The following is a 13,910-nucleotide window of genomic DNA, read 5'->3' as shown; positions in this document are numbered from 1 at the left end:
ATTCTGGTTGCTCTGCCCGCCGTAACTTTCGTGCCGCTCAGCCGCGTGGGTGATAGAAGTCGTAGATCGTCTGAGCCACAGCGGCGCTTACTCCCGGCGCTCGCTGAAGGTCGGCCAGGCTGGCGGCGCGCACTTTTCCGGCGGTCCCGAAATGCAGCAACAACGCGCGCTTGCGGGCCGGCCCAATGCCCGGGATCTCGTCCAGCGGGCTGGCACTGATAGCCCGGCTCCGCTTGGCCCGGTGGGCGCCGATGACGAAGCGGTGAACTTCGTCCCGTAACCGCTGGAGGTAGAACAATAGCGGCGAATTGACCGGAAGCATCTTTTCCCGCCCATCGGGGAAGTGAAATACCTCCCGCCCATCGCGGCCATGGTGCGGGCCTTTAGCGATGGCGATCAGCGGCACGTCTTCGATACCAAGTTCTTCCAGCGCGTCCTTGACTGCATTCATCTGCCCCTTCCCGCCATCGATCAGAACGAGATCCGGCCACGTGCCGCCCTGCCGCTCGGGGTCCTCCTCCTGCACACGACCGAAGCGCCGCGTCATGACTTCGCGCATCATTCCGTAATCGTCGTCGGTCTGCGCGGTCTTGATGTTGAATTTGCGATACTGGCTGGTGAGGTAGCCTTCAGGACCGGCAACGATCATCGCGCCCACAGCCTTTGTCCCCTGAATGTGGCTGTTGTCGTAGACCTCGATCCGCTGCGGAACGTCCGGGAGTTCAAGGAAATCAGTCAGTTCGCGCATCGTCTTGGCCTGCGTCCCGCGTTCCGCCAGACGCCGGTCCAGCGCTTCGACAGCGTTGCGGGTCGCCTGCGCCACCAGATTGCGGCGACTGCCGCGCTGTGGGACGGAAATCTCCACTTTGCCGCCCGCCCCTTCGCGCAGCGCCTCACTGATAAGGTCCGCCTCGGGTAAGACCCGATCCACCAGTATGCACCGCGCCGGTGGTACTTCTTCGTAGAACTGCGCGAGGAAGCTCTGCATCACTTCCTCCTCGCTCAGTCCTTCGGTGTGGGTCGGGAAAAAGGCCCGGTGGCCCCAATTCTGCCCGCCCCGTATAAAGAACGCCTGCACGCCGACCTGACCGCCCTTGCTAGCCATCGCGAAGATGTCGGCGTTGTCCAGTCCCTCGGAATTGATCGCTTGGCTGCCCTGGATGAATGTCGCAGCGCGCAGGCGGTCTCGCAACATCGCAGCCCGTTCAAAGTCGAGATCCTGCGCTGCCTGCGCCATCTGCACTTCGATCTTGCGCTGCACCGCGCTGGACTTGCCGCCAAGGAAGTCCTTCGCTTCCTGAACCAGTTCGTTGTACCCGGCCTCATCAATACGACCGACGCAGGGGGCCGAGCAGCGCTTGATCTGATACAGCAAGCACGGCCGATCGCGACGACTGAAGAAACTGTCCGTGCAGGAGCGCAGCAGGAACAGTTTCTGCAGCGCGTTCACCGTCGTGTTCACCGATCCGGCGCTGGCAAACGGGCCGTAGTAATTGCCCTTGGCACGCCGTGCGCCGCGATGCTTCATGATGCGCGGGAACGCGTGATCGGCCCGTAGTAAAATGAACGGGAAGGATTTGTCGTCACGCAGCAGCACGTTGTACGGTGGTCGGAAGCGCTTGATCAGCTGCGCTTCCAGCAGGAGCGCTTCGGCTTCCGAGTTCGTTGTGACGATCGTCATGGAGCGGGTCTGGCTGACCATCCGCTGAAGTCGCCCGGAAAGCCGTTCCCACTGGGTATAGTTCGCGACACGGTTCTTTAGCGCACGAGCCTTGCCTACATAGAGCACGTCGCCCCGCGCGTCCTGCATGCGATAGACGCCGGGACGCGGCGGCAGCGTGCGCACCGTATCGCGGATCACCTCGACGCCGGCCTGCAGGTCGGGCTGTTCGGATCCGCGCACGGTATAAGTCGCCCGCTCCTCGTGGAAGCGTTCGGTGCCCTGGGGGTTATCGGGAGTGCCGGCAGGTGTTCGCGCCATGCCCGTCAGATAGGGCATGGCGGGGCAAATCGGTAGACCTTGAAAGGCGTGTCTTCAGAACATCTTGCGGAAATCGATGCCCAGCACCCGTCCCTGCGGATTGCGGTAGGCAGGCTGATAGGCGATCGGCACCACTCCATTCTCGTCGGTGACGCGCTGGCGTGAATCCAATAGGTTGTCCGCCACCAGCGAAAGACGCGATCCCTTAAGGAACGGCATCTTGGCGACCAGCGCCTCGTTCCGGCCAAGATCGGCGAAGATGCGCAGGCTTACATCGAACGTGCTGCCGAAACGCAAGTCGGAGCTTCCCGGCAGGCCAGACCCGTTGACCCGTGCGGGAGCTTCCCACTCGGCCTTAAGGCGCAGGCCGTACCCGTTCTTGAACAGGCCACCCTCCGCTTCGATCGCGTGACGAGGCGTGCCGCCTGCGCCGATTGCATCGCCTTCCAGCTGGTTGAGCACCGGAACGCCCGGCGCGATCCGCACTGTGTCGGTGAACCGCCATGTGTGGTATACCGCTAGGTTCCAGCGGCTTGCTCGACCACGACCGCCGGGGCCACCCATGCCTCCACCCGAACCTCCGCCCATCCGTGATCCGCGTCCGCCGGTGTCTGCGCCTTGCGCGCGTGTTCCGCCAGGCCCGCGAGCCGAGTCGTCCGTGCCGCCTGCAGCCATCGGGGGACCCCGATCACCATCGGGACTGGTATCATTGCCACCGCCGCCACGTGCTCGCGGTACCTGACCAGCAGGTGCGCCGGGATTATCGACGCTGCAAAACCGCGCGCGCATCTCTGACAGGCGTTGCGGGTCGATCTTGCCATCGGCGCCGGTAAGGCGTTGGCGCAGACGTTCGGGCAGGCTGGTGACGTCCGGCGGCCCGCTCCCTCCAGCGCACAGGGCCGTGCGGATGCGTTCGAACCGCTGCAGGTCAAACCCACCCTGACCGGAAGCACCCTGGCCGTCGGCAGCACAAGCCCGGCTCTTGAATTGGGCCAGCTTGGCGGGATCGATTTTTCCGTCCGGTCCGGTCAGACGCTGCCGCAGGCGTTCGGGAAGCTGCGTGATGTCCGGCTCCGCAGCGCCGGGCGCGCAGAGCTGCTGGCGCATGGCAGCAAACCGCGCGGGGTCGAAGGTCCGACCCGATCCCGGTGCCGCACCGGGCGAGGTCTGTCCGCCGAATGTCTGCACGGAGGGCATCGGCCCGGCCGCTCCGACGACCGGCTGGCTTGCGGGTGCAGCCGCGGACGAACGCCCCCCCTCTCCACGATCGGAACCACCGCCGGAGCCGGAGCCGGATGAGCCGCCAAGGCTGCCCGACAAGTTGATGCCCCAGCGCATGGACGAACTTTTCACTTCATCGAACGTCACGGCGCGGCGGTCGATCGCGATAAGGTTGCCCTCACCGTCACGGGTGACCCGGCCCGGGAACGCCGCCTCGATGGCGGGCGTCAGCAGCGGGAAGGACTGGGTCACATCGCTGGAGCGGTTGCGGAAGTATTCGACGATCAGGTTGGAGCGCTGCAGGAACGGCAGCTTCCACTGCGCCGAAATCTTCCAGTCACGCTGCGTTTCCTTACGCAAGTCCGGATTGCCGCCCGACGTGACCGTGACCAGCGCCGTATTGTTGCGCGTGAAATCGAACACGGGCACATTGTACGTCAGGATGTTCGGCGCAGCCAACTGGGTCAGTTTGGGAGCCGCCTCGTCAACGATGTAGCTCGCCTGGAACGTAAGGGTTTCGGTGGGCGACCAGGTAATCCCTGCGCTCAAGTCCTTGAGCGTGCCGAAGTCCGACAGATGGTCCAGCCCGCCGCTCAGGTTCAACGTAATGTCACCAACCGCACCGAGAAAATCCTCGCCCTTGCTGGTCAGCGGCAGCGCAAGATTGACGCCGCCAAGCACATCCCCTCGCTTCAGCGTCACGCTGCCCAATTGCGGGCTGCGGGTATCCTCGTTCATGGAGCGATCGTAGTCGTAGCCAGCCTTGACGGTCAGATTGGCCTCGCCCGCCGGCATCCGGAAGGGCTTGCCGGAAATCGTCGCGAGGTTGGACAGGGTGATCTGCCGGGTCTTGGCGATGTCCACTCCCGCGCCGGGCACGAATGGCAACGCGCCGTCGATGGCAAGCGTGCCGGACGCCACCGCGTCACGAATATCCTGCGTCTGCACCTCGCCCCGGCGACGGTCGACACGCGTGTTGCTGTCTACATAGGTGGCGTTGGCGGTGGCGCTGAACTGCCAGTCGCCGATCATCGAGCTGTAGCCCAGCCCACCTTCGAACGTATCGGAAAGCGAGCGTGTGGTCAGCGGATCGGGCAAGGTGCGGCTCAGGGTCTGTCCGCCGTTGGATAGTGTCACGGTGTCCAGCCCGGCAAGGCTAGTCGTCTGCGACCGGGTGTAACCACCCGTCGCGGTTATCGATCCGGCCAGACCATTCTCGCCCAGCCCCTGGGTCATGGTGCCTTCGATGTTCAGTTCCGAATCGGCGGCGGCAAGGCTGCGATACTGCGCCGGGTTGGGATCGCCAGCGACTTGGGACAGGCGGGACGGATCCTGTTCAATGCTGCGTTCCGCCTCAGTCAGCATGGTGGTCTGGTCGAGCTTGGCGCTGATGTTGTAGCGCCGCGGCCCCGATACGCTGAACAGCCCGCCTTCCAGTTCGTAATTGTCGTAGCCGCCGCGCGTCGGCCGATTGTATTCATTGGACGTAGTGACCGCCGCGAACTGGCTTTTCAGGATAATGTTCACTACGCGCTGGTTGGGCGCGTAGCCGAAGCGTAGCGCCACTTCCTCGGGAAGCACTTCCATGCGGCGAATGGCCTCGGGCGGGATATTCCGCATCTCACGAAAGCTGGTGATCCGCTGGCCATTGAGCAGCATGACCGGGCGACCGTCTCCGCGCCCTCGTCCGCTGCCCGTCTGCGGGCTGATAGCGTCGAGCAGTTCTTCGATGGAAGCGACACCGTAGGATGCGATATCGTCTTCGGTGAATACTTCTATCGGCTGTTGGGGAATGTCGATCTGGCCCATGATACGCGGCGCCGTGACGACGATTTCGTTGCCTTGTACTTCAAGCGGCTCGTCGTCCTCCCGCTCTACTTTGGGAGACGACGCTTCGTCGGCATAAGCGACGCCGGGCGCGCAGAGACAGGCGATGAGGCTGATCAAAGGTAAGGAACGCAACTGCAATCTCCGCGAAAAGCCAAAGGTAAAACTGATGTTCCTATCCCTTGCGCTCCATTGCCCGGCTCCCGGCTCGACGACAAGGCACGGTGCGGTATCTTTTTGTCGCAAGTATCTTGCGCCTGGATGAATTGCGGAGGCTTCCATTTTGCGTGAGTCGCGGTTATGTCGCCGCGCGACAACACCAGACAACGGAACCCGGTCGCCAATGGCGAAAGAAGAACTGCTCGAAATGCGCGGACGCGTGGTCGAATTGCTGCCCAACGCCATGTTCCGTGTAGTGCTCGAAAATGGCCATGAGATTCTTGGCCATACCGCCGGAAAGATGCGCAAGAATCGCATTCGCGTGCTGGTCGGTGACGAAGTTCTGGTCGAATTGACGCCTTACGATCTTACCAAGGGTCGTCTTACGTATCGTTTCATGCCCGGCCGCGGTGGCCCCGGTCAGTTTGGCAGCTGATCCTGGTCCGGGCCAACCGCAGGCTCACAGCTCCAAGGATCAAGCCATTCCCAAACTCGTGCTGGCATCAGCCAGCCCAAGACGCCGCGAATTGATCCAGCGTCTGGGCATCACGCCTGATGCGATCCACGCCGCTGACATCGACGAAACGCCGCACGCTGCCGAGGTCCCTCGCGGTTATGCCCGGCGCATGGCTCGTGAGAAGGCGCTCGCCGCGCAGTTCCCGGGTGCATGCGTACTGGCGGGTGATACCGTCGTCGCCTGTGGGCGTCGCATTCTCCCAAAGGCAGAGGACGAAGCCACCGCGCGCGAGTGTCTATCGCTGCTATCAGGCCGCCGCCATCAGGTTCTTTCGGCCATCGCCTTGATCGGCCCGGATGGTACTTTGCGTGAACGGCTCAGCGAAACGGTCGTGCGCTTCAAACGGCTCGATCCAGCCGAGATCGACGGCTATATCGCTGGCGGGGAATGGCATGGCAAGGCGGGGGGATATGCGATCCAGGGCAGTGCAGAAGGTCTGATCGCTGCGATCTCCGGCAGTCATTCCGGCGTCGTTGGCCTACCTTTGTTCGAAACCCGTGCGCTTTTGCGTGCCGCCGGATTTGCCATTGCCTGATTGGCTCGTCGAGGAAGGCATCGGCGAAGTCCGTGCGATCCTGGTCGACGGGGACGATGTACTGGCTGCCAGGCTGGAGTGGCCGGGCCGGTTGGCCGCCGGCGAAGTGGCGGACGCCGTCCTCGTTTCCCGCCGCGCCGGATCGTCGCGCGGGACCGTTCGGTTCGATAGCGGCGAGGAAGCGCTGGTCGATGGCCTTCCGATCTCTGCGAGCGAAGGATCCCGCCAGCGCGTGGTTGTGACGCGCGGCGCCATCGCAGAAACCGGGAGACTGAAACGCGCGCAGGCTCGCCTCACCGATCAGGATCCCCGGCCCGCGCCGACGCTTGCAAGCATTTTGAAAGCCGGGGGCGCGGTCGTTCGCACTGTGCGACGTTTCCCCCAGGACCCGTGGCCCGACATCGTCGCCGAAGCATCGGACGGCATCGTCGACTTCGATGGCGGTTCCTTGGTCATCTCGCCCACCCCGGCGATGACCCTGATCGATATAGACGGCACGCTCCCCCCCCGCGCGTTGTGCCTGGCGGCGGTTCCGGTAATTGCACGGGCGATCGGCAGGTTCGACCTCGCCGGGTCGATCGGGGTCGATTTCCCGACACTAGAGGGCAAGGACGATCGCCGTGCGGTGGATGAAGCGCTTGCCGCAGCGCTCGGCCACTGGGCGCATCAGCATACCGCGATGAACGGCTTCGGGTTCGTCCAGCTTGTTGCACGACTTGAGCGCCCCTCGATCGCCCACAGGATTCGGGCAGACCGCCCCGGGGCCGCCGCTCGCCTGCTCTTGAGGCAGGCAGAGGCGGTGCCACCACCTGGGCCGCTTTTACTTACTGCGCACCCGGCAGTGATTGCAGCCGTCGCCCCTCCATGGGCGGAAGAACTCAGCCGTCGCACGGGGAGAGAGATCCGCTGGAAGGAGGATCGTGCTCTTGCACTCCTGGGCGGATTCGCGCAGGCCGTGACGTCATGACCAGATCCGAACGCAAATGCCCCATCTGCGGCAAGCCTCGCTCGGCGGAGCACACGCCTTTGTGTTCCAAACGGTGCCGGGACCGCGATCTTCTGCAATGGCTCGAAGATGGCTATGCCCTGCCCGGCGCACCGGCTTTTCCGGAAAATTCACAGGATGATTGAATTATTGTGGCGACTAGGGGGTTGCCAAGGCGCGCTGGCTTCGTCATAGGCCCGCCACCAACCGCTGGCTGCTCCCTGAAGACGCCGCCAGCCAGACAATGCCCGGGTAGCTCAGTTGGTAGAGCATGCGACTGAAAATCGCAGTGTCGGCGGTTCGAATCCGTCCCCGGGCACCATTTTTCATACATTGATGGGCTGCGTAGGTGTCCCCCGCACTACGAGAAGACCAGCCAAAGCTATTGCGTAAAGACATTCGGGGGGCTGGCCATCCTCACATCGCGCTGCTCCTTATGGGCGGAGGTGGTTTTTTCATCGGTCGCACCACGGCTCCTGCGCCTGCAAGGGTCATTTCGAGCGTTGCAACGCCTCGCCCTGCGCCACCGGTTTCGCCAAGCGCCATCGCACCACTACCGACGCTAGAACGAGCGGGACTGATCGATCTGGTGACCGATGCAGTCGATGCCACCAGTGCATGATGGCCACTGCCAGAGGCGGTAGGATCGGCGGCGGGAAGGCGCTTCGACTTGGTGTTGCCTTTTGGCTGCGAAGGGACGGTAGTGGGCGAACGCACAACGCCGTTCGGGTGGCAGTACAACGAAGCGAAACGTACTCTGCGCGTGTGGATCAATCCAACGCGGTGGGACCGAGCGAGATTGGCATCGGCGGAGATTGAATTGGGCAAGGCCGGGCTTGAAGGATGCTGGATCGCCAGGCCTTGGTCGACGGCAACAGATTGTCCTGCCCCCGCGCCAGACGGCGCAACGCAGTCCGCTGTAGCTGTCCAGCCTCTAGAGGAGGTAGCGGTAGCGCGCCCAATTGAGAACGACGCCGGCAAAGATCCACGCAGGCTAGAGATCGTCAAACGGATGGAACCAGGAGATTTTGATCCCGCGTGCGGCTTCTCTCTAAGGATCACCGGGCGCTTACTGCCAATGTCGGCTCGGCAAGGAAACTTCCAGCCCGCCGGCGAGCTGGAAATCTCATTCCGATCTCAAGATCCCAGCGTTGTCACCAGAAGCTCCGCAAGCCGAAGTCCTGCCTGCTTCATTCGATACGACGCGAGATAATAGTTCTTAATTTCGTAGTCAGCAGGCAGCGTCTTTGCAGCTGAGGGGCAGGCGATACCACTACGACCACCGCAAGCGGTGACCTTATAAACATCGTTCGGGGTGGGCACGACCGGATCGATGAAAATATACTTCTTTGCAAGGTTGCGGCTTTCCACGGCCCAATCGCGTGGCGAAAGGCCGGTAGGTGGGGTCAGTGATGCATCTTCCCAAAGCTCCCGGCCCAACTGAACCGCCGTAAGACCGTGCTTCTTGACGATCGCATAGTCCCATACAGAGTGAATATCGGTGGTTTCCGCGACGCCGTTCACAACCCCATTCAGCACACCGCCGGGGATCAGCACCTTATTCTGTGCTCCACCCGGTTCGGACCCATGCAGGGGCTGGTGCAGATCGCCCACCAGATGAAGAAGGAATTTCACCGCTTCCTGCCGCTGTTGCTTCGTGTTGGCGGTGTTCTTGAGCACGCCCACATAGTAGGCGATCGACTTGTCCGCACAGATGGTCTGAGGCCGACTGGCAATGCAGGCCGGATCGGATGCATCGGGAACTACTCCCAGCACCGGAATACGCACAGTGTGGATCACGTTCGGATATGTCTCTCTTACCGTGTCCGCCCATCCGGCCACGGCTTCGTCGTAGAAATCAGCCCCGTCGAGTAGTTCGGAAATCTTGTTCCATACCGCGCGATTCTCGGTCTTGAGTTTAGCTTCGGCTACAAAGCCAATGGCGGCGTGCCCTGCACGGGTCCATGCCTGCGCGGGAGTAGCTGTCGCCAGAAGAACTACCAGCGAAGCGAAGAATGGCTTGCGTAGGCGTTTCGTGATTTTCAACATCGATCGACCTGTTCCACATAAAAAAAAGGAAAACCACCGTCCGCGCTCAGGCATTAATCAGTGCCAACGGAAGGTCACTGGCTAGATGCCGGGAGCATCCGGTATCCTCCATCCGACGATCAGCTTTTGTGCAGATCGTCGCGGGTGTATCGGAACTGTCATCAACGCCAGATAGTCGCTGCGGCGATGTCTTTCTCTCGAGAACGCGCTGCCTGGCTGGGACGCAACGTCTTCCCGCACGAATCTGCTCTACGGCAGTGGCTGGGCGCGCGCGCCGTGTCGGCAGGGCTGGAAGTCGATGATGTGGTCCAGGAGACCTACGCGATTCTCGCTTCCATCGAGAGGATCGACCACATCCGCAATGCTCGCACCTACATGTTCGAAGTAGCGAAATCAGTTGTGCTCCAGTACCTGCGACGTGCCAGGATCGTAACGATCGACTTTCACATGAACGCGCAGGCCTTGGACATTCCCGAGGACGCGCCCAGCCCCGAACGGGTCGTCGCGGACCGGCAGGAATTGTCGCAGGTATCCGCTGCGATCACGGCATTGCCTGATCGATGCCGGGAAGTATTCACTCTGCGCAAGCTTCACGGGCTTAGTCAGCGGCAGGTGTCCGAAACCCTTGGCATCGCGGAGAGCACCGTCGAAAAACATATGGTCAAGGCTCTGGCGATGCTGACGAATTCAATCGGACGTGGCGGAAATGGGCGCAATGCGGCATCTAGTCCGCGTGACCAACGAAACGACAGCGAGAACGGTGAACAGTCCCGACAGTGTGAACGCGCTTGAAGAGCGGGCCGCGCAGTGGGCATTGCGCATGGATTCAGGGGCGCTGAATTCCCAGGATGAGGCCGAATTCAATGACTGGGTGGCTGCGGATACACGTCATGCCGGCGCCTTCGCGCGGGCCATGGCTGCCAACGCCTATTTAGATCGTGCGATCGCGCTGGGTGTCGACCGCGAGATTCCGGAGTACGAAACCTGGGCGGCGATCCGAACGCCAGTGGTCCCGGCGCCGCGCTCCATCAGCCGACGGCTGTGGCTCGGCGGGGCGGCGGGCGCTATTGCAGCATCTCTGATCGTCGCGGTGGGGCTGAACCACGTCACCGGTAATACGACGCTGACGGCGGACAAGGGCACAGTGCGCCGCACCGCGCTGCAGGATGGTTCCGCCGTGACGCTCAATGCCGGGACGGAAGTTTCGGTGGCTATGCGGCCGCGCGAACGACGGGTCGTCATGTCAGCGGGCGAGGCCAACTTCGACGTGGCCAAGGACGCCGCACGGCCGTTCATCGTCGAAGCAGGCGCTGTGCGCATCCGGGTTGTAGGCACCAGTTTCGTGGTGCACCTTTCAGACATCGGTGATGTGGCCGTCATCGTGAGTGAAGGACGTGTGGAAGTGCAGGCCGCCGGATCCGCGCCCGTCCTGCTCGCAGCCGGAGACCGCATCGCCCTGCCGGTTCGCGGCCCGATCGTGCGCGAGCAACTTTCGGCCAGCGAAATCGAACGGCTCGGTCTGTGGCAGCGGGGCGAGATGGATCTGACCGGCCTTACCTTGGCCGATGCGGCAAAGCAGTATGCGCGCTATTCCGACAGACGCATCGTGATCGAGGACCCGCGAGTGGCCGAGCTCAAGATCGCAGGCGTTTTCTCAACAAGCGATCCCGGCGGCTTCGCGCGCGCTGCCGCGCTGGCGCATAACCTTCGCGTAACGAGCGACGATCATACCGTCATCCTCTCCGCAAAATAAAATCGCATCGCAGTGGAGGATCGTCCGTAGGACTGCATCTAGCCCATAATAGCGGCAGACGCGCCGCTGGTGGGGATCGTTACACATGCATTCGAGGTTTGTTTCCGGCTGCGCAATGGCCGTCATCGCCTGCGCCATCGCCAGTCCTGCGCTTGCGCAAGAGCGCCAGTTCAACATTCCCGCGCAATCCTTGGCAAGTGCCATCGCTTCTTTGGGGCGGCAAGCGCAAGTACAGATCGTGGCGCCGGGTGAAGGGCTCGACAATCTGCGCAGCCGCCCGGTCAAGGGCCGCATGGATGCGCGCGCGGCGCTACGCCTGCTGATCGGGGGCACCGGCCTTGAAATCGCTGCAGACGATGGCGCCCGCATCGTGCTCCGCCGCGTGGCGGTGAGTGAGGCGCGTGTGGCTGTCCCCAGCGATGTCTCTGCAAGCAACGACATTGTCGTGACGGGCTTTCGCGCAAGCCTGAGCACCGCGCGAGACATCAAACGCAAGTCGGACGCCATCGTCGATTCCGTCGCCGCCGAGGATATTGGCCAGCTGCCGGACAACAGCGCAACCGAAGCGCTCGCGCGCTTGCCCGGCGTCCAGGTCTTCCGCAACGCTGATCCGCTCTATCGAAGTCTATAAGGCCCTTACTCCTGATCTGATCGAAGGCGGCATCGGCGGCGCGGTGAACGTGCAATTGCGCCAACCGCTCGATTTCAAGAAAGGCATCAGCGTCGCCGGGACCGTACGCGGAAGCTACGACGATCAGGCCGACAAGCTGATGTACAACGGCGACGTGTTGATCGCTGGCAATTGGGACACCGGCGCGGGCGAGATCGGTGTGATGGTCAATGCGAGCTACACCCGCCGCGACTATTACGAGTCGTATCGCGAAAGCCTTGGCCCACAGACGACAGCTGCCGGATATAGCTTGCCGACAGGCATCCTCGCCAAGAATCCCAAGGGCCATTACGAGCGCCCGGTGCTGACGGGCGAAATCCAGTGGCGTCCTGCCTACAACTTCGGGATGCATCTACGCGCCACCAACGTCACCGACGACAACACCTACACCGATACCGACTTTCAGACCAACATCGCCGCGAATACCGTGCTGCGCAATGTTGTGCTGGTCGACGGGACCAAGATCGTCAAAAGCGCCAGCTTCACCGCGACCGCCAACTCTGGTGCCCGGTCCAACCATACGCGTCAGTTGCTGGATACCACCCAGGTCGAATTCGGGGCGGATTTCAAATCGGGCATCGCCACGCTCACCACCAGTGCGGTCTACACCACTTCACGTGTCGAGACCGATCAGCAGTTGTTCCTGTTGGGGTTCAACCAGGCGCCAGTGATAGACGTCACCTTTCAAGGCGATGGCAAGTGGGGCGGCCTGTCCTATTCCTACCCCTCGGCAAATTTGGGCGACATCAACCAGTTTCATGTCCGTGCCTATTCGGACAATCGAGAGCGCCAGACGGGTAAGGGATTGCAGTGGCGCACCGATCTGGACCTGGACACCGGCACTGGATTTTTCCGCTCCATCAAAACCGGATTTCGCTATGCCCGGCGCACCGCCCGATACCGATCGGGAACCAACCTGGTCGATCTAAATTCCCTGAAACTGCCTATGTCAGTGTTTCCGGGCGGAGCAACTCCTAGCGTATTATCCCGCCGTCCAGAAGGGGATGATGCAGCGATCCCCACGGGCTGGGTCGGCTACGACGCGACGTATCTAAACAGCGAAGCGAACGTGATCGCGCTGAACAATTTCATCAGCACGCTGAAGCCCGGCAACTTCACGGATAACGGCCGCCCTGCCTATGATCCGATCAATGCCTTCGACGGCAAGGAACAGAGCTTCGCGGCCTATGGCCAGTTCAAGTATGGCTTCGAACTAGCCGGCATTCCGGTGGACGGAGTGGCAGGGCTGCGCATCGTGAACACATGGCTCACGATCAATGGCACCCAGAGCATCCGCGAGAATACGCCGACGACGGGCGGCACGATCATCCGCTTCGAGCGGATCAATGGCCGCCAGAACTACCTCGACGTCGATCCCGCGATCAGCGCAGTCGTGCACTTCACACCCGAGTTGCAGTTGCGCGGTGCCTGGACGAAGACGTTCAGCCGCCCCGATTTCTCCAATCTCAATCCAACGGTTGCCCTGGTGCAAGTCCAGGCCGCCTCCGGTGATTACACGGGCACTGCCACCGCGGGCAATCCGAACCTTAAGCCGGTGCGTTCGACCAACTGGGACTTGTCGCTGGAATATTACTTTGGCCGCACCGGTTCAGTGTCGCTGGCCGGGTTCTATCGCGACGTGAAAGGCTACATCGTCAGGACTACAGTGGAAGACGAAACGATCCCAGGGGCGCTGGGCGTTGTAAATGTGACAAAGTTCGTCAACGCCGGGGATGGCTACATCAAGGGTGTGGAAGTGGGAGTGAACACCTTCTTTGATTTTGCACCCGGCGCGCTGCGCCACTTCGGCGCCTCGGCGAACTACACCTATATCGAATCGCAACAGAACCTTCCTGCAACCCAAGCCACTGCCGCGTTCAGGGGGCAGACGGCGGGCATTTCCAGGCACAGCTACAACGCCAGCCTGTTTTACGACGACGGTCGTTTCCGCGCGAAGGTGGCATGGTCGTGGCGCAGCGACTTCACGCTCAGTTACAACCTTACCGACCCCAGCAAGAACCTGAACTGGTACCCGATTTCACGGCTGGCCGCATCAGCGACGTACAACATCAACCGTAACCTCTCGGTGACGGTCGACGGAACCAACCTGCTGAATCGCCCACAAAGGGCCTATTGGGGCAGCAAGGATTTTACCGACCGCGTCTATTTCGAAGGTCGGGTTTACTCGGCAGCCCTGCGATTCAAGTTCTGAG

The 13,910-nt window shown here is 62.0% G+C and carries 11 protein-coding genes and 1 tRNA gene; 9 read left to right on the top strand and 3 right to left on the bottom strand.

Annotated features, from left to right (window positions below):
* Positions 1-37 precede the first annotated feature (37 nt).
* Both uvrC and ACZ1JM_RS06410 read right to left on the bottom strand, forming a co-directional pair.
* Complete coding sequence (gene uvrC, locus ACZ1JM_RS06415) at positions 38-1,999, bottom strand: excinuclease ABC subunit UvrC (protein ID WP_465134008.1); 1,962 nt, start codon at positions 1,997-1,999, stop codon at positions 38-40.
* Positions 2,000-2,035: 36 nt separating this feature from the next.
* The gene (locus ACZ1JM_RS06410; RefSeq protein ID WP_465134007.1) at positions 2,036-5,164 is read right to left on the bottom strand and encodes a TonB-dependent receptor; all 3,129 of its coding nucleotides are present in this window, start codon (positions 5,162-5,164) and stop codon (positions 2,036-2,038) included.
* A 208-nt stretch (positions 5,165-5,372) separates the two neighbouring features.
* Between ACZ1JM_RS06410 and infA the strand changes: the two genes are divergently transcribed.
* The 5 genes from infA (at position 5,373) to ACZ1JM_RS06385 (ending at position 7,547) form a co-directional block, all read left to right on the top strand.
* Positions 5,373-5,624 carry a translation initiation factor IF-1 gene (gene infA / locus ACZ1JM_RS06405; RefSeq protein WP_465134006.1) on the top strand — a complete coding sequence of 84 codons (252 nt, stop codon included), beginning with the start codon at positions 5,373-5,375 and terminating at the stop codon, positions 5,622-5,624.
* Positions 5,599-6,240 (top strand): Maf family protein, encoded by a 642-nt coding sequence (locus ACZ1JM_RS06400; RefSeq protein ID WP_465134005.1) that lies wholly within the window; start codon positions 5,599-5,601, stop codon positions 6,238-6,240. Before infA ends, ACZ1JM_RS06400 begins: the two co-directional genes overlap by 26 nt.
* Complete coding sequence (locus tag ACZ1JM_RS06395) at positions 6,233-7,207, top strand: ribonuclease (protein WP_465134004.1); 975 nt, start codon at positions 6,233-6,235, stop codon at positions 7,205-7,207. Before ACZ1JM_RS06400 ends, ACZ1JM_RS06395 begins: the two co-directional genes overlap by 8 nt.
* Complete coding sequence (gene yacG, locus ACZ1JM_RS06390) at positions 7,204-7,371, top strand: DNA gyrase inhibitor YacG (RefSeq protein WP_465134003.1); 168 nt, start codon at positions 7,204-7,206, stop codon at positions 7,369-7,371. The genes ACZ1JM_RS06395 and yacG overlap by 4 nt, the downstream gene beginning before the upstream one ends.
* A gap of 100 nt (positions 7,372-7,471) precedes the next feature.
* Positions 7,472-7,547, top strand: a tRNA-Phe gene (locus ACZ1JM_RS06385).
* Between the two features lie 815 nt (positions 7,548-8,362).
* Here the strand turns inward: ACZ1JM_RS06385 and ACZ1JM_RS06380 are convergent.
* Positions 8,363-9,274, bottom strand: a complete 912-nt coding sequence (locus ACZ1JM_RS06380; protein WP_465134002.1) for a S1/P1 nuclease — start codon at positions 9,272-9,274, stop codon at positions 8,363-8,365.
* 186 nt (positions 9,275-9,460) lie between these two features.
* Here ACZ1JM_RS06380 and ACZ1JM_RS06375 point away from each other — a divergent pair, with 186 nt between their 5' ends.
* The 4 genes from ACZ1JM_RS06375 to ACZ1JM_RS06360 all read left to right on the top strand — a co-directional run bounded on the left by ACZ1JM_RS06375 (position 9,461) and on the right by ACZ1JM_RS06360 (position 13,909).
* A complete protein-coding gene (locus tag ACZ1JM_RS06375) occupies positions 9,461-10,066 on the top strand; it encodes an RNA polymerase sigma factor (protein ID WP_465134001.1) in 606 nt (201 codons plus the stop codon).
* Positions 10,035-11,027 carry a FecR family protein gene (locus ACZ1JM_RS06370; RefSeq protein ID WP_465134000.1) on the top strand — a complete coding sequence of 331 codons (993 nt, stop codon included), beginning with the start codon at positions 10,035-10,037 and terminating at the stop codon, positions 11,025-11,027. Before ACZ1JM_RS06375 ends, ACZ1JM_RS06370 begins: the two co-directional genes overlap by 32 nt.
* A gap of 85 nt (positions 11,028-11,112) precedes the next feature.
* Complete coding sequence (locus tag ACZ1JM_RS06365; RefSeq protein ID WP_465133999.1) at positions 11,113-11,658, top strand: STN domain-containing protein; 546 nt, start codon at positions 11,113-11,115, stop codon at positions 11,656-11,658.
* A complete protein-coding gene (locus tag ACZ1JM_RS06360; RefSeq protein ID WP_465133998.1) occupies positions 11,561-13,909 on the top strand; it encodes a TonB-dependent receptor in 2,349 nt (782 codons plus the stop codon). Before ACZ1JM_RS06365 ends, ACZ1JM_RS06360 begins: the two co-directional genes overlap by 98 nt.
* The last annotated feature ends 1 nt before the right edge of the window (position 13,910 follow it).

The organism is Novosphingobium sp. BL-S-24, assembly GCF_055521575.1.
Note: the sequence above shows the minus strand (reverse complement) of the source record. Positions and strands in the feature narration are given on the sequence as shown.